This window comes from Streptomyces sp. CA-210063 (assembly GCF_024612015.1).
GTDB lineage: Bacteria > Actinomycetota > Actinomycetes > Streptomycetales > Streptomycetaceae > Streptomyces.
Window position 1 is genome coordinate 1,452,471 of sequence record NZ_CP102512.1, and the last position, 21,214, is coordinate 1,473,684.

At 72.1% G+C, this 21,214-nt stretch carries 19 protein-coding genes and 1 pseudogene; 8 read left to right on the plus strand and 12 right to left on the minus strand.

Annotated elements, in window-relative coordinates:
• Positions 1 to 108: 108 nt before the first annotated feature.
• The 3 genes from JIX56_RS06330 to JIX56_RS06340 are packed head-to-tail and all read left to right on the plus strand — an operon-like array spanning position 109 to position 3,408.
• Positions 109 to 687: a TetR/AcrR family transcriptional regulator gene (locus tag JIX56_RS06330; RefSeq protein ID WP_257550760.1), complete on the plus strand. Its 579-nt coding sequence runs from the start codon at positions 109 to 111 to the stop codon at positions 685 to 687.
• Complete coding sequence (locus tag JIX56_RS06335) at positions 684 to 2,156, plus strand: MFS transporter (protein ID WP_257537772.1); 1,473 nt, start codon at positions 684 to 686, stop codon at positions 2,154 to 2,156. The genes JIX56_RS06330 and JIX56_RS06335 overlap by 4 nt, the downstream gene beginning before the upstream one ends.
• Before the next feature lie 25 nt (positions 2,157 to 2,181).
• Positions 2,182 to 3,408 (plus strand): serine hydrolase domain-containing protein, encoded by a 1,227-nt coding sequence (locus tag JIX56_RS06340; protein WP_257537773.1) that lies wholly within the window; start codon positions 2,182 to 2,184, stop codon positions 3,406 to 3,408.
• A gap of 109 nt (positions 3,409 to 3,517) precedes the next feature.
• Here the strand turns inward: JIX56_RS06340 and JIX56_RS06345 are convergent, their stop codons facing one another.
• From JIX56_RS06345 to ribA, 4 genes are all read right to left on the minus strand, one after another.
• The gene (locus JIX56_RS06345) at positions 3,518 to 4,669 is read right to left on the minus strand and encodes a saccharopine dehydrogenase family protein (RefSeq protein ID WP_257537774.1); all 1,152 of its coding nucleotides are present in this window, start codon (positions 4,667 to 4,669) and stop codon (positions 3,518 to 3,520) included.
• Complete coding sequence (locus tag JIX56_RS06350) at positions 4,662 to 5,717, minus strand: saccharopine dehydrogenase (RefSeq protein ID WP_257537775.1); 1,056 nt, start codon at positions 5,715 to 5,717, stop codon at positions 4,662 to 4,664. Before JIX56_RS06350 ends, JIX56_RS06345 begins: the two co-directional genes overlap by 8 nt.
• Positions 5,714 to 6,859, minus strand: a complete 1,146-nt coding sequence (locus tag JIX56_RS06355) for an NAD(P)/FAD-dependent oxidoreductase (RefSeq protein WP_257537776.1) — start codon at positions 6,857 to 6,859, stop codon at positions 5,714 to 5,716. The genes JIX56_RS06350 and JIX56_RS06355 overlap by 4 nt, the downstream gene beginning before the upstream one ends.
• Positions 6,860 to 7,021: 162 nt before the next feature.
• The gene (gene ribA / locus JIX56_RS06360; protein WP_033529694.1) at positions 7,022 to 7,681 is read right to left on the minus strand and encodes a GTP cyclohydrolase II; all 660 of its coding nucleotides are present in this window, start codon (positions 7,679 to 7,681) and stop codon (positions 7,022 to 7,024) included.
• A 78-nt stretch (positions 7,682 to 7,759) separates the two neighbouring features.
• On the opposite strand from ribA, the gene JIX56_RS06365 reads away from it, so the two are divergent.
• Entirely contained in the window at positions 7,760 to 8,542 is a 783-nt protein-coding gene (locus JIX56_RS06365; protein ID WP_306819827.1) for a creatininase family protein, read from the plus strand.
• A gap of 113 nt (positions 8,543 to 8,655) precedes the next feature.
• Here the strand turns inward: JIX56_RS06365 and JIX56_RS47620 are convergent.
• From JIX56_RS47620 to JIX56_RS06390, 5 genes and pseudogenes are all read right to left on the minus strand, one after another.
• A pseudogene (locus JIX56_RS47620) lies at positions 8,656 to 10,158 on the minus strand (lysylphosphatidylglycerol synthase domain-containing protein); the annotation flags it as partial.
• Positions 10,155 to 11,219, minus strand: a complete 1,065-nt coding sequence (locus JIX56_RS06375) for a methyltransferase domain-containing protein (RefSeq protein ID WP_257537777.1) — start codon at positions 11,217 to 11,219, stop codon at positions 10,155 to 10,157. The pseudogene JIX56_RS47620 and the gene JIX56_RS06375, both read right to left, overlap by 4 nt.
• Complete coding sequence (locus JIX56_RS06380; RefSeq protein WP_257537778.1) at positions 11,216 to 12,439, minus strand: glycosyltransferase family 4 protein; 1,224 nt, start codon at positions 12,437 to 12,439, stop codon at positions 11,216 to 11,218. Before JIX56_RS06380 ends, JIX56_RS06375 begins: the two co-directional genes overlap by 4 nt.
• Entirely contained in the window at positions 12,436 to 12,834 is a 399-nt protein-coding gene (locus tag JIX56_RS06385; RefSeq protein ID WP_257537779.1) for a 6-pyruvoyl trahydropterin synthase family protein, read from the minus strand. Before JIX56_RS06385 ends, JIX56_RS06380 begins: the two co-directional genes overlap by 4 nt.
• Positions 12,835 to 13,003: 169 nt before the next feature.
• On the minus strand, positions 13,004 to 13,984 hold the full coding sequence (locus JIX56_RS06390; protein WP_257537780.1) for a zinc-dependent alcohol dehydrogenase: 981 nt from the start codon (positions 13,982 to 13,984) through the stop codon (positions 13,004 to 13,006).
• A 111-nt stretch (positions 13,985 to 14,095) separates the two neighbouring features.
• Between JIX56_RS06390 and JIX56_RS06395 the strand changes: the two genes are divergently transcribed.
• Complete coding sequence (locus JIX56_RS06395) at positions 14,096 to 14,908, plus strand: CDP-alcohol phosphatidyltransferase family protein (protein WP_257550762.1); 813 nt, start codon at positions 14,096 to 14,098, stop codon at positions 14,906 to 14,908.
• A 167-nt stretch (positions 14,909 to 15,075) separates the two neighbouring features.
• Here the strand turns inward: JIX56_RS06395 and JIX56_RS06400 are convergent, their stop codons facing one another.
• On the minus strand, positions 15,076 to 16,038 hold the full coding sequence (locus JIX56_RS06400; RefSeq protein WP_257537781.1) for an NADP-dependent oxidoreductase: 963 nt from the start codon (positions 16,036 to 16,038) through the stop codon (positions 15,076 to 15,078).
• A gap of 81 nt (positions 16,039 to 16,119) precedes the next feature.
• Between JIX56_RS06400 and JIX56_RS06405 the strand changes: the two genes are divergently transcribed.
• Positions 16,120 to 17,082 carry a GlxA family transcriptional regulator gene (locus JIX56_RS06405; protein ID WP_257537782.1) on the plus strand — a complete coding sequence of 321 codons (963 nt, stop codon included), beginning with the start codon at positions 16,120 to 16,122 and terminating at the stop codon, positions 17,080 to 17,082.
• Positions 17,083 to 17,096: 14 nt separating this feature from the next.
• Here the strand turns inward: JIX56_RS06405 and JIX56_RS06410 are convergent, their stop codons facing one another.
• Positions 17,097 to 18,140: a LacI family DNA-binding transcriptional regulator gene (locus tag JIX56_RS06410; RefSeq protein ID WP_257537783.1), complete on the minus strand. Its 1,044-nt coding sequence runs from the start codon at positions 18,138 to 18,140 to the stop codon at positions 17,097 to 17,099.
• Between the two features lie 185 nt (positions 18,141 to 18,325).
• On the opposite strand from JIX56_RS06410, the gene JIX56_RS06415 reads away from it, so the two are divergent.
• Together JIX56_RS06415 and JIX56_RS06420 are read left to right on the plus strand one after the other, a co-directional pair.
• Positions 18,326 to 19,087: an SDR family oxidoreductase gene (locus JIX56_RS06415; RefSeq protein ID WP_257537784.1), complete on the plus strand. Its 762-nt coding sequence runs from the start codon at positions 18,326 to 18,328 to the stop codon at positions 19,085 to 19,087.
• 56 nt (positions 19,088 to 19,143) lie between these two features.
• Positions 19,144 to 20,154 carry a Gfo/Idh/MocA family protein gene (locus JIX56_RS06420; protein ID WP_257537785.1) on the plus strand — a complete coding sequence of 337 codons (1,011 nt, stop codon included), beginning with the start codon at positions 19,144 to 19,146 and terminating at the stop codon, positions 20,152 to 20,154.
• A 108-nt stretch (positions 20,155 to 20,262) separates the two neighbouring features.
• Here JIX56_RS06420 and JIX56_RS06425 read toward each other — a convergent pair whose 3' ends face one another.
• Entirely contained in the window at positions 20,263 to 21,147 is an 885-nt protein-coding gene (locus tag JIX56_RS06425; RefSeq protein WP_257537786.1) for a C40 family peptidase, read from the minus strand.
• Positions 21,148 to 21,214: the final 67 nt, after the last annotated feature.

Here is a 21,214-nt window from a genome sequence, read left to right on the forward strand (position 1 = left end):
CCGATCCACGGGCGGCGATCTGCTGCGGCGGCCTCCCGGGACATTCAGTAGACAGTGTCTACCGCCGCCTGGTAGACACTGTCTATGGGTGAACGGAACACCGGGTCCATGGGTGAGCGGAACACCGGGCTGCGGTCCCGGCTGGTCGATGTCGGGGTCGAGTTGGTGACGGCCGAGGGCGTGCAGGCGCTGTCACTGCGGGAGATCGCGCGGCGGGCGGGGGTGTCGCACGGGGCGCCGCGGCGTTACTTCCCGACCCATCTGGAGCTGCTGTCGGCCATCGCGCGCCGGGGGTTCGAGGAGCTGGCGGGCCGGGGGGTCGCGGCGCTCGGGGACGGTACGGCGAGCCCGCGCGAGCAGATCGCGACGCTGGGGCGCGTGTATCTCGACTTCGCGCTCACCAACCGGGGCATGCACGAGCTGATGTTCCGTCATGATCTGCTGGAGAGCAACGAGTTGGGGCTGCGTGACGCCAGTCTGCCGCTCTTCTCCCTGCTGGTGGATCTCGTGGGCCGGACCCGGCCCGACGCCGAGGCCCGGCTCGTCGCGGGCGCGCTGCTGGCGAACCTGTACGGCATAGCCCAGCTGTGGACCTGGGGCAGCCTCCAACTCACCACGGGCGCCGATGACTTCGCACCCCTGCTGCACACCGCGCTGGACGCGCACCTGGGGAGTGAGGAGCGATGAGGACGGCCACGGCGGAGGCCGCTGTCGACCGGGGCGGACCGATATCCGCGCCGCACCGCCGTCTCACTCTCGCGAACAGTGTGCTCGGTGCCGTGCTCGTCGCCGTCGATGGAACGGTGCTGACGATCGCTCAGCCGACCTTGCGGCGCGACCTCGACGCCTCCCTCACCGAGGTGCAGTGGACGAGCACCGGGTATCTGATCGCGGTGGCGGGGCTGTTGGTTTTCGCGGGACGACTCGGTGACCGGTTCGGGCATCAACGGGTCTTCGCCTGGGGGGTGTTGGGATTCGGCGCGGCCTCCGTCGGCATCGGCTTCGCGCCCGCTGTGGGCTGGGTGATCGGACTGCGGGTCGTCCAGGGGGTGTTCGGCGCGCTGTTGCAGCCCGCCACGCTCGGGATGCTGCGGGCCGCGTTCCCGCCCGACCGGCTGGGAATGCCCATCGCGCTGCGGACCAGCGCCATCGGTGTCGCGGTCGCGGCCGGGCCGCTGATCGGCGGTGTGCTCGTCGCCCAGCTGGGCTGGCGGGCGGTGTTCTTCCTCAACGTCGTCCCGGCGCTGGTCATGGGCCTGCTGGCGCTGGCGGTACGGGCCCCGGAGGCGGAGCGGACAGCGACGGCGGCGGCACAGCCGGGGCATGCTCGCAGGGCTTCGCCCACCCGCCTCGACCTGCCCGGCGCCGCGCTGCTCGCCGTGGCCCTGGCGGCGCTCGTGCACACGCTGGTCGGGGTGGCGGAGCACGGCTGGACGGCGACCGGTGTGCTCGGCCTGCTCGTCGCCGTCGGCGCGGCCTGTGTCCTTCTGCGCCATGAACGGCGCACCCCCGACCCGCTGTTGCCGCCCGCCGTGCTCGGCTCGGCGACGGTGGGTGCGGCGCTCGGAGTGCTGGTGGCCGCGTCGGCGGCGATGCTCGGCGCGCTGTTCGTGTGCAGCTTCGTCCTCCAGGACGTGGTCGGCATGGATCCGCTGCGCACGAGCCTCGTCGCCCTGCCCGGTGGCGTGATGATGGTGCTCGGGGCGCCGCTGTCGGCCGTACTGCTGCGCCGGTGGGGCGCCCGCCCCACGGCCCTCACGGGCACGGCGCTGCTCACCGCCGGGGTGCTGGCGCTGTCCCGGATCGGGCCGGGCTCGTCGACGGTGGCGGTCGGGGGCGGATTCCTGCTGCTGGGGGCCGGTTTCGGCGCGCTGATGGTCACCGCGACCGCCGTCGTCGTACGGCATGCGCCACCGGAGTCGGCGGGGGTGGCGGGCGGGCTTCAGCAGACCGCGATGAACGTCGGCCCGACGCTGGGTGTGGCGGCCGCGACCACGCTCATGCCGCTCGGCACGGGCCCCGCGTTGCTGTTCCTGGCGGCAGTGGCCGCGCTCGGGGCGCCTCTTGCCGCACGAATGCCCCGACCCGCCCGCCCCGCGAGGGATGGAACGCGATCAGTACGGAACGATGAGAGCAAGGATGAACGCGAGCCGTGACCCGGGCCACCGGAGGAGAACCACCATGGAACCACTGCGCCAAGAGGCAGAGCCGCGCGAGGCCGGCCTCGACCCGAAGACCCTGGCCCGCCTGGACGAGTACCTCGCCCGTCAGGTCGACGACGGCCGACTGCCCGGCTACCTGCTGTCCCTTGCCCGCGGCGGACGCGTCTCCCACCTCACGACGTACGGACACCGCGACCGCCAGGCCCGACTCCCCGTGGAGACCGACACCTTGTGGCGGGTCTACTCCATGACGAAGCCCGTCACGTCGGTCGCCGCGCTGATACTGGTCGAGGAGGGGCGGCTGGACCTGACGGACCCGATCTCCCGCTACCTCCCGGAGTTCGCCGAGCCGCGTGTGTACGTGTCCGGTGAGGGCGCCGGCATCCAGACCCGCCCGGCCGAGCAACCGATCCTCGTCCGCCACCTGATGACCCACACCTCGGGCCTCACCTTCGGCTTCTACTACGACCACCCCGTCGACGCGCTCTACCGCGACGCGGGTCTGGAGCACTCCGTCCGGCCGGGCGCCGACCTGGCGCAGACGTGCGCGGAGTACGCGCGGCTTCCGCTGCAGTTCGAGCCGGGCTCACAGTGGAACTACTCCGTCTCCACCAATGTCCTCGGCCGGATCATCGAGGTGGTGTCGGGGCAGGACCTCGACGCGTTCTTCGCCGAGCGCGTCCTCGGACCGCTGGGCATGACGGACGCGGGCTTCCAGGTCGCCCCCGAACAGACCGGTCGGCTGGCCGAGTTGTACGGCGAGCAGGAGGACGGCTCGATCGCGCCCGTCCCCGGGCTTCCCCTGCGGGGCCGCCCGCGCTTCCTGTCCGGCAGTGGCGGTATGGTCGCCACCGCCCGGGACTACCACCGCTTCACCGAGTTCCTGCGCCGCCGCGGTGAACTCGACGGGGTACGGCTCCTGTCCCCCGAGTCCGTCGACATGATGGCCACCAACCAGCTGCCGGGCGGCGTCGACATCCACACCCACGGCAGCGCGTTCCATCGGCAGCCGGGCAATGTGGGCGTCGGCTTCGGGCTGGGCGTCTCCGTGGTGATCGACCCGGCCGTGACCGAATCCCCCTCCTCCCTGGGCACGTTCGGTTGGACCGGGGCCGCGACGACGACGTTCTGGGTGGACCCCCGCCGCGATCTGACGGTTCAGTTCATGACGCAGGTACGGCGGCGGTCGTCCTCCTCCCTTTATCCGGAGCTGAAGCGGTTGGTTCACGAGGCCGTTGTGGGCTGAGTCCGGTGACATGGCTGCGGGTCGGTGGGGGCTTGTCGCGCCCACGCGGCGGAGCCGCATATCGGACACAGCCCCGCGCCCCTGAAAGACGGGGTGCGGTCCGTAACCCCTAGTCGATGCGGGACGTGAACTGCACGCCGGACTCGACCAGTTCGGCCAGCCACGCCTCAGACCGCTCACCCGTCTCCGCCGCCCGGCTCAGCCCCGCCGGCAGGGAACCGTCCAGGATGTGCCCGACTCCGAGGGCGAGAGGGCGGGACACCAGGCGGGCCATGGCGCTCTCCTCGGCCGTCCCGATCTCGTCGAGGAGGTAACGACCGGACCACCGCTCACCCGAACCGCTGTGGACATCCAGGGAGACGGCCAGGACGACACGGTCGCGGTCGGACTCCGTGGTCGGGTAGCGGGTCGCCAGCTCCCGGGCCAGGGCGGCGATGCGCCGGTCGTCGTCGCCCTCGATCTCCGCGAAGACCGGCGCCCAGGCGGTCAGCCAGCCGTCGAGGCGGAGGGTGCCGCGGACGAAGGTCCGTGGCTTCCAGGCCGGCGGAAGGCCGTACTGGGCGACGAAGGGGACGCTGTCGCGGTTGGGATAGACCTCGAAGGTCTCGCCGTCGAGGACATGGGGGCGGGTGGCCGTCCAGGGGCGGTCGGCCGTCGTCTCCGCGCCGTCCTCGATGTAACGGGCCGGTGCGCGCAGGGCGTTGAGCACTCCGGCCGGTGCCCAGCTGAAGCGATACGTGAAGTCGTTCGGTACGGCCGGGATGCCACCGCAGTACGAGGTGAGGGTGTACGAGGCGGCGGTCTCCGGTCCGATCGCCTCGCTCGCCCGGGCGATCAGGCTGTGCGCGAAGAGATGGTCGATGCCCGGGTCCAGACCCGCCTCGGTGAGGACGGTGACCCCCGCGGCCCCGGCCGCCGGGACCAGCTCCAGGACCGCGTCCGAGACATAGCTGGAGCAGGCGAAGTGGGCCCGCGCCCCGACGCACGCCGCGAGCAGAGGGGCGTGTTCCGGTGCCGGGAGCATCGAGACCACCACGTCTCCCGGAGCCAGCTCGGCCGTGAGCGCCGGCAGTGTGTAGGCGCGGGGCTCGGCGCGGCCCGTCAGGCCCAGTGCGGCCAGGGCCTGCCCGGCGCGCTCCTCGGTGCGGTGCCACAGCCGTACGCGGGCGGCCGTGTCGCACAGCGCCGCCAGTCCGCTGCCGGTGGACAGGCCGGCGCCGACCCAGTGGACGGTGCCGCTCGCGGGGACGAGGTCAGTCATCGGGCAACTCCCTGAAGGTGATGCGGCGTTCGCGGCAGGCCTCCAGGAACCGGTCGAAGGCGCGAATCCACGTCTGATTGCCGGTGAAGTCGAGCAGCTGGGGCAGGAACGCCGCCGAGAAGTCGGTGCTCGCCTCCCGGGGCAGCAGGGAGGGCAGGTTGTCGATGGCGATGAGGTCGAGCGGCGGGTCTTCGCGCAGCCGCCGTACGGGGCGGTCCCACTCCGTGGTCGTGTCGTAGACCGGCAGGACGTTCATGGGGGAGCCGACATCGACGGTGACGTCGGAGAGGGTCCTGAGCCGGCGGTCCGGTCCGTCGAGGTCCTTGTCCGTCAGGAAGGGCGGGACCGGGGTCGTCGTCAGGACGGTGTTGACCATCAACTCGTGGGCCAGCAGGGCCGGTCGGTTCAGGTTCCGGGTCTCGGCCAGGTCCCAGCAGGTCGGTTCGACGCCCGCCTCGCCGAGCGCCACGCGGGCGCCACGACCGCTGCGGCCGAGGGCACCGACGACCAGGGCGCTCAAGTCGCCTGTGGACGCGCGGAGTTCGGCCTCCATCGCCTCCTTGGAGGTGGGCTGGAGCGGGGCGTTCAGGACGCCCCGGTGGTGGAGTACGGCGAGGGCCGCGCCCAGGTAGCCGGCCCAGTAGCCGAAGGCGGCGAGCCTGCGGCCCTGGTCGTCGACCAGATACTCCAGGTCGAACAGCGCCCCGCCCCCGGCGGCGAACCGACGCAGCAGGGCCTCGGCACCGGGCTGCCCCTTGTAGGCGTGCCCGAAGAAGATATGACGATGGGTCAGCTCAGCGGGCTCGTCGGGGAGTTCCTTGAGGCCGACGATCACCGCGTCCGACGGCGCCGACACCCACGAGCCGGGGGCGGCGACCTGGCAGCCGGCCTCCTCGTACGCCGCCACGGGGAAGATCCGCTGCGGCGAGTCCTCGACGGTGATCCGTACTCCGCTCTCGACGAGCCGCCGGGCGTCGGACGGCACGATCGGGGTGCGGCGTTCGGTGGTGCGGGTCTCGTGGCGGAGCCACAAGTGGAGAGCGGTCATACGAGGTTGGCCTCCGGGCGCAGGGAGTCGGCCGTGAACCGGTCGACGCTCAGCGGGCTGATGTCGACGAAGGGTACGCGCCCGAGGTACAGGTCACGGACCACCTCGCCGACGGCCGGGCCCTGGAGGAAACCGTGGCCGGAGAACCCGGTCGCGTACAGGAAACGGGAGCACGAAACGGCCTCGCCGATCAGGGCGTTGTGGTCCGGAGTGATCTCGTACAGGCCCGCCCAGCCGCCCGTCCGGCGCAGGTCGAGCAGGCCGGGCGCCCGGCGCTCCATGGTCTCGTACAGGCGGGGGATCCAGCGGTCGTGGGTGTCGGTGGCGAAGCCGGGCCGCTCGTCGGGGTCGGACATGCCGATGAGCAGGCCGGGGCCCTCGGTGTGGAAGTAGAGGCTGCTGGTGAAGTCGATCGTCATGGGAAGGTTCGGCGGGAGGCCGGGGACCGGTTCCGTGACGGCGATCTGGCGGCGCAGGGGTTCCACCGGGAGGTCCACGCCGACCATGGCGCCGACGGACCTGGACCAGGCGCCGGCCGCGCACACGACGGTGTCGGTGACGATACGGCCCTTGCTCGTGACCACCGCGGTGATCGTGTCCCGCCAGGTCTCGATGCCCAGGACCTCGCAGTTGCGCAGCACGGTCGCCCCGTGGCGGCGGGCCCCGGCGGCGTAGCCGTGGACCACGGACTCGGGGGTGCAGTGTCCGTCGTCGGGCGAGAACGCGGCGGCGAGCAGTCCTTCGGTGGAGATCGGCGGGGAGAGCCGCTGGGCCTCGACGGGGTCGATCATGCGGCTGGGCACACCCAGGTCGTTCTGGAGCTGTACGCCGGCCTCGAACTGGGCGACCTCGTCGGGCGTCGTCAGGAGGAAGAGGTAGCCGACCCGATGGAGTCCGATGTCGTGACCCAGCTCCTGTTTGAAGCGGCCGAACGCCTCCAGGCTGCGGGCGCCGAGCTGGATGTTGAGCTCGTCGGAGAACTGCGCGCGGACCCCGCCGGCGGCTTTCGCGGTCGATCCGGAGGCGAGTTCGTCGCGTTCGACCAGGACGACGTCGTCCACTCCGGCGGCCGCCAGATGGTAGGCGATGCTCGTACCGATGACGCCTCCGCCGATGACGACGACCCGTGCGCTGCGGATCACGAACGCTCCCTTCGTCCGACCGTGGTCGGATTGCCCGACGGAGTCAGGTCTTCCACCACAGGCGAACGTTCATGCGGAACGCCCCTGAAGGCGAACGCGCGGCGGGCACGGCGGCCGGTGTCGGAGTCGCCTCCGAGGGCGGCCGCCGCGCGAACCCCGGGGTCAGGACGAGTGGACCACCGCGTCCAGGTGCGGCAGGTAGTGGTCGAGCCGCTCGCGCTTGGTGCGCAGGTAGGTGATGTTGTCCTCGCACGGCGTGATCAGCAGCGGCACCTGCTCGGAGACCTTGATGCCGTGGCGCAGCAGCGCCTCCCGCTTGCGCGGGTTGTTCGACATCAGCCGGACCGACCGTACGCCGAGGTCGTGCAGCATCTCGGCCGCCACCCGGTAGTCGCGGGCGTCCACCGGCAGACCGAGGGCGAGGTTCGCCTCGACCGTGTCGAGGCCCTCCGCCTGGAGCTTCATCGCCTGCAGCTTGGCGAGCAGGCCGATGCCGCGCCCCTCGTGGCCGCGCAGATAGACGAGGATGCCGCGGCCCTCGGCGACTATGGCCCGCAGCGCGCTGTCGAGCTGTTCGCCGCATTCGCAGTGCTGGGAGCCGAACGCGTCACCGGTCAGGCACTCCGAGTGCAGCCGGATGAGAATTCCCTCGCCGCCGCTGATGTCGCCGTACACCAGCGCCACTTGTTCTTCGCCGCGGTCCTGGTCGAGATAACCTACGGCCTCGAAGTCGCCGTAGGTCGTGGGCAGGGGGGCGTTCACCACGCGTACGGCGCCGGAGGACTGGGCATTGGTGCCGAGTACACCAACATTTTCTGTCATGATCTGGTTCCTATCTGGTGAGTCCTGACGTCATGCGAAAATGACGGAGCATCAGCAGAGACGAAAGGCCGTGAAAAGATGAGCAGTTCGAGTCTTGTACCGACGGACACCACCGCGGACGTCCGCGCGCGCGGGGCGGGCACCGGCCGGCAGGTGGCGGTGCTTCCCGTCGGCAGCTACGAGCAGCACGGCCCGTATCTGCCGCTGGCCACCGACACGCTCGTCGCCTGCGCCATAGCGCGGGAGATAGCCGCCGCCCATCCGGTGCACCTCCTGCCGCCCGTGACCATCGCCTGCTCGCACGAGCACGCGGCCTGGCCGGGCACCGTCAGCATCTCCGCGACGACCCTGCACGCGATGGTCCGCGACATCGCCGCGTCGCTGCGGCAGTCGGGCGTCGAGGCGCTGGTGGTGGTGAACGGACACGGTGGGAATTACGTGCTGGGCAATGTCGTCCAGGAATCCACCGCGGCGGGACATCGCATGGCGCTTTTCCCGGCGATGGAGGACTGGGACGCCGCGTGCGAACGAGCGGGCATACAGACCTCGTTGCTCAGTGATATGCATGCGGGAGAAATAGAGACCTCCATACTTCTGCATTGCCATCCCGAATTGGTCCGGCCCGGTCACGAAACCACCGATTTCCTTGCCGATGACCGCCGTCATCTCCTCTCCCTCGGTATGTCGGCCTACACCGATTCCGGTGTCATCGGCCGTCCTTCGCTGGCTTCCGCCGCGAAGGGGAAGGAGTTGCTGGCGGGGTTCGTCCATTCTTTCGGGGCGTACTTCTCGTTGGTCACCTCGGACGCCTGGGACAAGGGGGCGGTTCCGCCGTCGGCGCCCACTCCGTCGGTCGACTGACGGCGCGCCCGCAGGGAGCCGTACCAGCGTCCGACGAGGACGAAGAGCCCCGGCAGGGCGGCCGCGAAGCTGAGCACACCGTAGACGACGGCCACGGTCAGCCCCTGGGAGGCGCCCAGGCCCGCGGCGCCGAAGGACCAGGCGGTGACGCCTTCCCGGGGGCCCCAGCCGCCGACGTTGAGCGGCAGGCTCATGGCGATCAGGGCCAGCAGCGCGAGCGGCAGCACCTCCAGCGGGGTCGCGGCGGACCCGGCGACCCGTGCGGCGAGCAGGAACATGGCCACGTATCCGGCCAGTACCGCCACGGAGGAGATCAGCACGGCGGGCCCGCTGTCGCGGTTCAGCAGCGCGCCGCGCGCCTCGGTGAGGACGGCCCGGACGCGGCGGCCCCGGCCGCCTTCGGACGCGCTCGGCTTCCGGCCCATCCGGACCGCCGCCCAGATCGCCAGCGCGCCCAGCACGGCGAGCACCGTCACACCCACCGTGTGGCGGGTCTGCTCCAGGACCGGGGAGGGCAGCACCAGCAGGACCGTTAGGCCGACGACGGCCAGCACCAACTGGCCCGCGGTCCGCTCGATCACCACCGCGCGCACACCGCGCCCCATGTCGCCCGAGCTCTGCCCGTGCCGCACCGCCCGGTGCACATCGCCGAGGACACCGCCGGGCAGTGCGGCGTTGAGGAACAGCGCGCGGTAGTAGTCCGCGACGGCAGGCCCGAGCGGCAGCGTGATCCCCAGCGCCCGGGTGACCGCGCACCAGCGCCAGGCGCTGAACACCGTGGTCAGTACGCCGATCCCGACAGCCGCGACCAGCGTGCCGCCGTCGATCCGCCGCAGCCCGTCGACGAACACCCCGGTGCCCATCCGCCAGATGACGACGGCGAGGATGACCGTTCCGGCAAGCGTGCCGAAGTGGGTGCGCAGGGCGCGGGTGAACTTGGCGGTGGGGCGAGGCTCGGCGGGGAGCTCCGGCGAGGTGGCGCCCGGCGCCGCACCGGGCCCGGCCGGAGCCTCGGGTCGGGCACCGCTCGCGCGGGCGGATATCTCACGGGGCACGACATCAGCCTCGGCACGGTGGCCGACTGCCGACTCCGTCCGTATGTCCGCCGAGGCCGTACGGCGATCCGGGGGGAACGCGGGCGTGCTTGCCGCCACGTCCGACGCCGCGCCCGTCGAGGCCGTACGGCAGTCCGGCGCGTCCGAGGAGTTGACGGAAGCCAGAACCGAAGCCGCGCCCGTCGAGGCCGTACGGCAGTCCGGCACGTCGGAGGAGTTGACGGAAGCCAGAACCGAAGCCGCGCCCGTCGAGGCCGTACGGCAGTCCGGCGCGTCCGAGGAGCTGGCGGAAGCCGGGACCGAACCCGCGCCCGTCGAGGTCGTGCGGGAGTTCCGTATGTGGGCGGGCCCGACGGTAGCCGTGTCCGGGGTCGCGCCGCGCGGTTCCGGGTCCGCCGCCACGGCGGTCGGCAGTGTGCGCGAAGCCGCGCCGGGCGTCATCGCCCGGGCCGCGGGCGCGCTCGCCTTCACGCGGGCCCGGACTCCGCGTGGCCGTACCCGTACGCGGTCCCCCGTGACCGGTGGATGTGCCTCGACCGCCTCCTCCACCGGCGCCGTCATGAGGCTCCGCCCGTCGGCCGGGGCAGGGCGAGCAGGTCGCTGTGGTGGACGACGACGCGGAGTTCGCCGGCCGCGCCTGCCCGGAGGCGGTCGCGGAGGTAGGCGTCGGCGCGCTCGGTGAGTTCGGGGCGCTGTTCGCAGGCGGCGCCGACCCAGCCGCGCAGCCACTCCTCGGTGAGGGCGGTGTGCCGGCCGTCGAGCTGCCAGGGGCTCGGGTGGACGCGGACCGTGGCGCCGTGCTGGGCGAAGGCCTCGCAGGCCACGGTGATCGCGTCGGGGCCGAGCAGATCGCTCGCGCGCTGGTGGGCGTTGAACGCCTCGGCGATCTCGGCGTCCAGGGGGTGGGCGGGGACGAGGTCCACGCGGCCGACGACGGAGAGCGTCAGCAGGGCGGGAACCCCGGCGCCCGCGCAGGCCGCCGCGAGCGCCTCGATCTCCTCGCGGGTGAGGACGTCGAGCAGCGCGGACGCGGTGACCAGCGAGGCACCCGCCAGGTCGGCCGCCGTCAGCCGCCCGATGTCGCCGCGCCGGGTGGTGACCGTGACGGGGCTGCCGTCGGCGGCCGCGCGGGGCGCCCGCGCGGTGGCCAGCCGCAGCAGGTCCGGGTCCTGGTCGTGCAGCACCCACTGCTGGGCGCCGTCCAGCCGGGGCGCGAGCCAGCGGCCCATCGAGCCGGTGCCGCAGCCCAGGTCGTGGACGGTCAGCGTGGTGGCCCGCCCGGGCAGGTTGGCGAGACGGATCCGCAGCGGGTCGAGCAGATCCACCGCGCGGGCGTCGGTGTCGGCGCTCTCACGCAACTCCAGCCACTGCGGGGCGTACTGGTGCCCCTCGGGCGCCGGCGTGTCACCCCCGCGCCCCGCCATGCTCAGCGCGGCCCCGGAAGAGACGGCACCCGCCCCGGAAGAGACGGCACCCGCCCCGGAACGGGCGGCACCCGCGGCGGCAGCGGACGCACCAGCACCAACACCAGCGGCACCCGCCGCGGACGCACCCGCTGAAGCGGTCGCACCCCCGGACAGGGGCCCACCCGCAGACGTGGCCATATCGGCAGAAGTGGTCATGCGGCCCTCCGAGGTTCGTGCCGCAGCCGGCCCAGGACATGGGCGAGGCTGCGGGCCGTGGTCGCCCACCCGTCCAGCGCGGCCCGGCGGCCGCGCGCCGCGGCCTTCAGCCGGCGCCGTACGTCGGCCTCCCCGAACCAGCCGCGCAGCTCCGCCGCGATGGCCGCGGGGTTCTCCGGCGGGACGAGGATGCCGGGCACCCCGCCGTCGGGGGCACGGCCGACGGCCTCGGGGAGACCGCCGACGTCCGTGGCCAGCACGGGGATTCCACGGGCGAGGGCTTCGGTGACCGCCATGCCGTACGTCTCGGCGTACGAGGTGAGGACCATGAGGTCGGCGGCGGCGTAGCTCGCGTCGAGTTCCGCGCCGGCCTGCGGTCCGGCGAGGTGGAACCGGTCCTCCAGGCCGAACTTCGCGATCAGCGTGCGGATGTGGTCGACGTACTCGGGGTCCTGGTCGAGACCACCCACCAGGACGCAGCTCCAGCGCAGCTCGGTGACGGTCGCGAGGGCCTCCACCAGCCGGTGCTGGCCCTTGCGCGGGGTGACCGCGGCGACGCACAGCAGCCGGGAGACGCCGTCGGTGCCTGAGGCGAGGGGCGCGATGTCGGCGCCGGGGGCGGCGACATGGACCAGTTCGGGAGCGAGGCCGTGGTGTGACACGAGTCGTCGGACGGCCCAGTCGCTGGTCGCGATGACGGCGGACACGCCCCGCAGGGTCGTGCGTTCCTTGGCGTCGAGTTCGGCCGCGAGGTCGGGCTCCAGGCCCGTCTCGTCGCCGAGCGGCAGGTGCACCAGCACGGCCAGGCAGAGGCGTTCGGCCTCGGGGAGGACGATCTCGGGGACGCCGCAGGCGACCAGTCCGTCGAGCAGGACGACCGTGCCGTCGGGGAATTCGCGCAGCGTACGGACGAGTTCGGCACGTGCCGTCTCGTCCGGGCGCGGCCAGTTGCCGTCGATCGCGTGCTTGTGCACCTGCCAGCCGAAGCCCGGCAGATCGAGGCAGATCCGGCGGTCGTAGGCGTTGCCGCCGCTGGGCCGGGCCGGGTCGTCGACGCCGCCCGGCATCACGAAGTGCACGGAGCGCAGTGACATGGGGACGATCGCGGCGTGCTTCAGTGCGGCGTTCTGCACGGGCACATAGCCGAGCCTCACTTGCTCTCCCCCGTCTGCCTGGGCGGCGGTGCCGACGGCCGCCCGGTCGATGGTCACGTCGGTCACAGGGCACGCTCGTAACTCGCCCAGGCGATGTGCGACTCGTGCAGGGTGACCGTGATGCCCGCGATGCCCTTGGCGTTCTCCCCCAGGGCACCCTTGTGGATGCGCTCGGCGAGACGGTCGGCGATGACCTTGGCCAGGAACTCGGTCGAGGTGTTGGTGTTCGCGAAGTCCGGCTCGTTGTCGAGGTTGCGGTAGTTCAACTCGCTGACCACGGCACCGAGCTCCTGCGTGGCCAGTCCGATGTCTACGACGATGTTGTCGTCGTCCAGTTCGGCGCGCCGGAAGGTGGCGTCCACGAGGAACGTGGCGCCGTGCAGGCGCTGCGCGGGTCCGAAGACCGCCCCGCGGAAGCTGTGGGCGATCATGATGTGATCGCGGACGGTGATGCTGAACAACGGACGACCCTCCAGTGCGGTACGTCTGCCCCCGGGCCGGGGCATGCCGTGTAGTACGGCTGCTCCCTACCCGTTGTTCAGCCGAGTTTTCCGGTTTCTTTGGTGTTCAGCGTTCCGTTCGGGCAGTTCAGGGGCGGGTGGGGCGAGCCGGAACGCTCAACTCCCGGGCTCAGTCGGCGTCGTAGCGCACTCGGTGGCACATGCCGGGCAGCTCTCCGCTCGCGAGCTTCGGCATGACGTCCGGGAGTTCCTCGAAGGCGCACTCCCCGGTGACGAGAGCGTCGAAGCGGGCGTCGGCGAGGAGTTCGAGGGCGAGCGCCAGCCGGTCCGCGTACGTACGTCCGACGCGTCCGGCCGGGGAGACCGTTCCGACCTGGCTGCTGCGGATGGTGAGGCGGCGTGAGTGGAAGGCCTCGCCGAGCGGCAGGGCGATCCGGCGGTCGCCGTACCAGCTGAGTTCGATCACCGTGCCCTCCGTGGCGAGGAGTTCCAGGGAGCGGACGAGTCCTTGTTCGTTGGCGCTGGCGTGCACGACGAGGTCGCACTCGCCCAACGCCTCCTCGGGCAGCGCGAAGTCGACGCCGAGCGCGCGGGCGATGTCGGCGCGCGCCGGGTCGGCGTCGACGAGTTGGACCCGCACGCCGGGGAAGCGGGCCAGGAGCGCGGCGACCGAGCAGCCGACCATGCCGCCGCCCACGACGGCGATCCGGTCCCCGATGAGGGGGGCCGCGTCCCACAGGGCGTTGACGGCGGTCTCGACGGTCCCGGCCAGCACGGCACGGGCGGCGGGCACCGTCGCCGGTACGACGGTGACGGCGCTCACCGGAACGACATAGCGGCTCTGGTGCGGATACAGGCAGAAGACGGTCCTGCCGACGAGTGCGTCCGGCCCCTCTTCCACCCGCCCCACGCTGAGATAGCCGTACTTCACGGGGGCGGGGAACTCGCCCTCCTGGTAGGGCGCGCGCATCGTCGCGTGCTGGTTCTCGGGCACTCGGCCGCGGAACACGAGCGTCTCGGTGCCCCGGCTGACGCCCGAGTACAGCGCGCGGACGAGCACCTCGCCCTCGGCGGGTCCGGTGAGGGTCTCCTCACGGATCTCCCCCTGCCCGGGAGAGCGTAGCCAGAAGGCCTTGGCTGTCGGTTTCATGTGCGTCTCCGTGAACGGTCCGGCGATTCTCCACGTACGCAGCGGTGGGAGTCGCGAACACGGTACGCGGCGATGATCGTTTCTGTCACACACACGTTCGGAAGGTTCGCGGTGGCCCTGATCAACACTTACGACGGCCGGCTGTTGCTCTCGGAGACGACCGTGGGCGCGGGCGCCCAGGTCCTGCTCCTCGCCTTCCTGGGCACGGCGATCGGACTGGGCCCGGCGGGCTGGCTGACCGGGCTGGCCTTCGGGCTCGCCACCTGGGCCGTCCTCAACCGCGCGCTGCTGCGGACCCGGACCCGCTCCTTCGGTCCCGCCAACCGCGTCACCCTCGGCCGGGCGATCCTCGTCGGCGCCGTCACCGCCCTGGTCGCCGACTCCTTCCAGAGCTCGCCGCCCGTCTCCCTCTTCGTCGGTCTGACCGCCGTGGCCCTGATCCTCGACGGCGTCGACGGCAAGGTGGCCCGCCGCACGGGCACCTCGACCGCGCTGGGCGCCCGCTTCGACATGGAGGTCGACGCCTTCCTGATCCTGGTGCTGAGCGTGTACGTCTCCATGTCGCTCGGCCCGTGGGTGATGCTGATCGGCCTCATGCGGTACGTCTTCGTCGCCGCCGCCAAGGTCATGCCGTGGCTGAACGGTTCCCTCCCGCACAGCATGGCCCGTAAGACGGTCGCCGCGGTCCAGGGCGTCTTCCTGCTGGTCGCCGCCTCCGGACTGCTGCCGTACGAGGCGGGCTTCGGCCTGGTCGCGCTGGCGCTGGGCTCGCTGCTCTGGTCGTTCGGGCGGGACATCGCCTGGCTGTTCCGCAACCGGGAGGGCCGGGCCGAGCTGACGGCCACGGCGACCGTGACGGAGACGGTGGCCGTGGCCGTGGAGGCGCCCGTCGAGCGCCGGGCGGCCGAGCTCGTGAGGAGCTGACCGGCGCGGATCGCCGCGCCGCGAGCCGATCGAGCGCGCGGGCCCGGCTCAGGGGCCCCCGGCGCACGAGAGGAATCACGCCTGGCGATCACACGAGGGGATCGCACGAGGCGAATCGCAAGAGGCGAATCGCACAAGAGCAATCCCCCAAGGGGAAGCAAGGTGAATCAGCGGACCGTGAGGACGATCTTCCCCGTCGTCCGGTCGGTCTCCCCGTGGGCGTGCGCCTTGGCCACCTCGACGAGCGGGAACGTCGCGTCGACCCGGGCGCGGAGCTGCCCCCGCGCGACAAGGTCGGCGATGGCCCTCATACCCCCGTGGTCCGCCTCGACCAACAGCACCTCGAGCTTTACGCCCAGTTCGGCCGCCTTCCTCGCATCGTCCTCGAAGCCGACAGGCAGGATCGAGACGAGGGTGCCGCCCTCGCGCAGGACGTCCAGGGAACGGGTGCGGACGTCACCGGCGAGGGTGTCCAGGACGACATCCACGTCCCGGACCTCCTCGGCGAAGTCCGTGGTCCGGTAGTCGATCAGCTCGTCCGCCCCCAGCTCACGCAGCAGTTCGTGCTTGCCGGCGCTGGCCGTGCCGATGACGTACGCGCCACGCGCCTTGGCGATCTGCACGGCGAGATGTCCGACTCCCCCGGCGGCGGCGTGGATCAGGACGCGCTGTCCCGGCTGTACGTCGGCGGTGTCGACGAGTGCCTGGTACGCGGTGAGCGCGGCCAGCGGCAGGGCCCCGGCCTGGACGTGGTCGATGTCCGCCGGCTTGTGCGCGAAGGACCGGGCGGGCGCCTTGGCGAACTCGGCGTACGCGCCCGCGAGGTGCGGATACGGGAGCATCCCGAACACCTCGTCGCCCGGCTTGAACACGGTGACTCCCAGGCCGACCGCCTCGACGACCCCCGACACGTCCCAGCCGAGCACGGGCAGCGGATCGGGGTTCCACAGTCCGAAGGCACGGTTCTTCCAGTCGGTCGGGTTCACACCGGCCGCGTGCACCCGGACGAGGATCTCGCTCGGACCAGGGGCCGGACGCGGCAGTTCGACTTCCTTCAGTACCTCCGGGCCGCCGAAGACGTCCTGGCTCATCGCTCGCATGGTCGTGTCGTTGTCGGTGGTTTCAGTCATGTCGTCCAGCCTGCTTCAGGCCGACGATCACGGCAATGGCACGATGGCCATCATTCGATGGGATCGTGCCACACTGGTCGTATGACGTCAGCGCACCGTGTGGTGGTCCTCGCCCTCGACGGGGTCTACCCCTTCGAACTCGGCGTGCCGAGCCGTATCTTCGACGCGACCGACGGCCTGTACGAGGTGCTGACCTGCACCGCGGACGGCCGGCCGGTGCGTTCGGCGGCCGACTTCGCCATCTCCGTGGACCACGGCCCCGAGGTGCTGAGCACGGCGGACACCGTGATCGTCGCCCCGTTCGGCCTCTCCCCTGCCGCGGCGCGGCTGACGTCGGCCGAGCTGCCGGAGCCCGTGGCGGCGGCGCTGGCGCGGATCGAGCCCGGCACCCGGCTGGTGTCCATCTGCACGGGCGCGTTCGTGCTCGCCGCGGCCGGTCTGCTGGACGGCCGGCCCGCCACCACGCACTGGGCGCTGGCCGACGCGTTCCGCAGCCGGTTCCCCCAGGTCGACCTGGACCCGGACGTGCTGTTCGTCGACGACGGCGACGTCCTCACCTCGGCCGGCGCCGCCTCCGGCATCGACCTCTGCCTGCACCTCGTGCGCAAGGACCACGGCAGCGAGGTCGCCAACCGGGTGGCCCGCCGCTGTGTGGTGCCGCCCTGGCGGGAGGGCGGCCAGGCCCAGTACATCGAGCAGCCCGTCCCCCAGGACCCGGCCAACGGCACCGCCGCCACCCGGCAGTGGGCGCTCGAACGCCTCGACGCCCCGCTCGCCCTGGCCGACCTCGCCCAGCACGCCCGGATGAGCCTGCGCACCTTCGCCCGCCGCTTCCACGACGAGGTCGGCATGAGCCCCGGCCGCTGGGTCGTCCAGCAACGCGTGGCCCGTGCCCGGCACCTGCTGGAGTCCACCGACCTCCCGGTCGACGAGATCGCCGGCCACGTGGGCTTCGCCACGGGCACGTCCCTGCGGCAGCATCTGCACGCGGCGATCGGGGTGCCGCCGCTGACGTATCGGCGTACGTTCCGCGCGGGGAGCTGACGGGCCCGGCTCGGCTACCCGGGGGCCCCGGCCCCCGCCCCGGGCGGCATGTTGTACGGCGTCACCACCTGGATCGCCGACGGCAGGAACGGGCCCTCGTCGGGCAGGGCCCGGTGGGCGCGCATGATGGTCTGGCAGGCGCGGCGCACGTCCTGGCGGAGGTCGTGGTGGAGCACGGCGGAGAGCCGGTGTTCGCGCAGGAGCCGGGTGTTGTCGTGGTCGAGGTCGTGGGCGACGAAGACGTGCGGCTCCCGGCCGAGCGCGGCGAAGGCGTCGAGCGTCGCGGTGTTGCCGCCGCCGATCGAGTAGACGGCCCCGATGCCCGGCTCCCGCTTCAGCGCGTCGAGGACGAGGTCCCGTTGGGTGACGTCGAGGCCGTCGCTGTCGGTGACCTCGACGAGCGTCCGCCGCGGCTCGACGGCGCGCATCACACCGCGGAAGCCCATCTCGCGCTCCTCCTCGTTGCGGTAGAAACTGCGGCTGATCGTCACCAGCACGGCACCGGGCCGGTCGCCGAGCCACTGCCGGAGCAGATACGCGGCGGTCGCCCCGGCGGCCCGGTTGTCTATGCCGACGTACGCGCTGCGCGGGCTGCTCGGCAGGTCGGTGACGAAGGTGACCACGGGGACGCCGGCCGCGACCAGCCGTTCGACGGCGGCGGTGACCTCCGGGACGTCGGGCGCCTTGAGGATCACGCCCTGCGAGCCGCGCCGGCCGATCCGGTCGAGCACCCTCACCATCTCCGAGGCGGAACCCGTCTCCCGGAAGTGGAAGCGGGACCGTACGACCGCCGGGTGCAGGGACGGCAGTTCCGCCTCCAGCGCCTCGCGGACCGCCGTGGAGAACCGGTCCGGGGTCTGCATCACGATGTCGACCATGAAGGTACGGCCGCCGATGCGCACCTGTGTCCGCTGCCGGTCCAGATCCTTGACGGCCTGGTGCACCTCACGGGCGGTGCTCTCGCGCACCCCGCCCCGGCCGTTGAGGACCCGGTCGACCGTGGCCTGGCTCAGCCCGGCCTGACGGGCGATCTCACGGATCGTGTAGGGGTGTGCCATGGCGGTGCGTCCCGGATCTCGGCGGTGGTCTGGATGATGGGTTTTTGATGGTCCACTGCGGGTTGTACGAGGGGCCCCGCGGCCCAAGACTGACAGAGGCGAGGGCGCCACGAAAGCTCCTGCGACCAGGCCCGTCGACACACCCGGCGGCACGCGTCGGAGCCGACCGAAAGGAAACTCCCCCCATGGCACTACTGGAGGACAAGGTCGTCCTCGTCAACGGCGGCAGCCAGGGCGTCGGCGCGGGCATCGTCCGGGCGGCCCTGCGGGAGGGCGCGACCGTCGCGTTCACCGGCCGCCGGGCCGAGGTCGGCGAGAAGCTCGCGGCGGACACCGGCGCCACCTTCGTGCGGGCCGACCTGACGGATCCGGCGCAGGTGCGCGGCGCCGTGGAACGGGTGATCGCGGCCCACGGCCGGGTCGACAGCCTCGTCAACGCGGCCGGTCTGACCTCCCGCGGCTCGCTCCTCGACACCTCCCCCGAACTGTTCGACGCGCACATCGCGATCAACCTGCGCGCCCCCTTCTTCGCGATGCAGGCCGTGGTGGAGCACCTGGTGGCCCGGAAGGCGCCCGGCACGATCGTCAACATCGGCTCGAACTGCGCGCACGGCGGCCCGCCGCACCTGGCCCCGTACTCCGCCGCGAAGGCCGGCCTCGCGGGCCTGACGCGCAACGCCGCCCACGCCCACCGCTGGGACCGGATCCGGATCAACGACCTCAACATCGGCTGGACGGAGACCGAGGGCGAGGACGCGATCCAGCGGGAGTTCCACGGCGCGGGCGACGACTGGCGGGAGCGGGCCGCCGAGCGCCTGCCGATGGGCAAGCTCGGCCAGGTCGACGAGATCGCCGACTTCGTCGTCTTCCTGCTGTCCGACCGCAGCGGTGTGGTGACCGGCTCGGTGATCGACTGGGACCAGAACGTCCTGGGCGCTTCCGACTGACAGCCTGACCTGCTCTTATCCTTCTCCTCCCGCACATCTGAAAGGGACACTCGATCATGCGCATTGGCATCCTGGGGCTGGGCCGCATCGGCGCCTTCCACGCCGGGACTCTGGCCGGGCTCGACGTCGTGGAGCAGTTGGTGGTCTCCGACCCGCTGGCCGCGGCGGCGGAGGCGGCCGCCGAGAAGTTCGGCGCCACGGTCGCCGACTCGCCCGAGGCCGTGTTCGCCTCCGGGATCGACGGTGTCGTGGTCACCGCGGCGACGGACGCGCACCCGGGGCTCATCCTGGCGGCGGTCGAGGCGGGTATCCCGGTGTTCTGCGAGAAGCCGGTGGCGAAGACGATCGAGGAGAGCCTCGACGTGCTGCGGGCCGTCCAGAACAGCGACGTGGAGGTCCAGATCGGCTTCAACCGCCGCTTCGACGCGGGCTGTGTGACCGCCCGCGAGGCCTTCCTGAACGGCGAGCTCGGCCGGCTGCACACCGTACGCTCCACCACCCTGGACCCGGCGCCCCCGCCGGCCGGGTACGTGGCGTCCTCGGGCGGCATCTTCCGGGACTGCGCGGTGCACGACTTCGACGTCGTCCGCTGGGTGACGGGCCGGGAGGTCGTGGAGGTCTACGCGACCGGCGGCAACCGCGGCGCGGACTACATCAAGGCGGCCGGCGACGTCGACACCGCCTCCGCGCTGCTCACCTTCGACGACGGCACGATCGGCGTCATCTCCAACTCCCGCCACAACGCCCGCGGTTACGACGTCCGCCTGGAACTCCACGGCATGAAGGACAGCATCGCCGCCGGCCTCGACACCCAGCTCCCGCTCCGCTCCGCCGAGCCGGGCGTCACCTTCCCGGCCGACCCCCCGCACAACTTCTTCATGGACCGCTTCGCCCCCGCCTACCGCGCCGAACTCATCGCCTTCACCGAGGTCGTCGCCGGCACCCGTACCTCCCCCTGCACCGTCGCCGACGCCATCGAGGCCAGCTGGATCGCCGAGGCGGCGACCCTGTCGGTGGCGGAGCACCGGCCGGTGCGGCTGGACGAGGTGCGCAAGGAAGGCGCCTGACGGTCCGCGCCGCACGATCCGAACACACTCGCGCCGGTGACCGTCCCCCCGGGCGGTCACCGGCGCGAGCGGCGTCATGATGTGGACGCCGTCATGGTGCGGGCGTTGTCACGGCGTGGGCCGCTGGTCGCAGTCGGGTACTCCCGCCAGCCAGGCCGGGCCCTTGATGTAGATGTTGGTGACCCAGGCCTTGTAGTCCGGCAGGTAGGACCAGACGTCGTTCTCGTAGCCGTCGGACGACACCCACTCCGCGTGCTTCTGGCACTCGACGCGGATGGTGGTGGAGTAGGGGAAGGCGTAGACACGGGCGGCCGCGAGGCGGGGCTCGGCCTTGGTCCAGACGTCGGTGCCCCAGGTCTGGTGGATGTGGCCGGTGACCTGGCCGGTGTTGACGCGGACGGCGCCGTAGTAGTTACCGTTCAGGCGCACGTCGCTGACCATGAGCTTGGTGCCGGACTCCTTGGCCTCGACCATCTTGCCCGCGCCGAGGTAGATGGCGATGTGGTGCAGGTCCTTCGAGGTGCCCCACGCCAGCAGGTCGCCGGGGAGCAGCGGGGCGAGGCCCTGGGCGGCGGTGAAGCGTTCGGCGGTGCGGTGCGTGTAGTACTGCTGGCTGGCGACGCCGTTGAGGATGTCCGAGCCGGTGGCCTGGGCGTAGGCGTGTCGGACGAGGCCCGAGCAGTCGAAGCCGCGCCGCTCGGGGTCGTGCGCGCTGTCGTCCGGGTCGGTGGGGTCCACCTGCCCGTAGGTGGCGCCGGGTTGGGCGCCGTGGCCGCCGCCCCACGTGTACCAGGTGCCGGCCGCGACCTCGGCGCAGGCGGCGGCGATCGCGCGCTCGGCTGCCGCGGAGGCGCCCGGTGCGAGGACACCGCACTCGCCGGCGGCGGCAGCGGCCGGTGCCGTCGGCACGGCGGCGGCCGTGGACACCGGCGCCCAGAAGAGGAAGGCCAGGAGCGCGATCAGTGTGCGGATGAGTCCGGTCCGGCTCACCATGCCGGGACCCCCGTTTCGTGTTGACGTGGTTACAGCAGTCGAATCCAACTCGGTGTGGTCAGGCAGC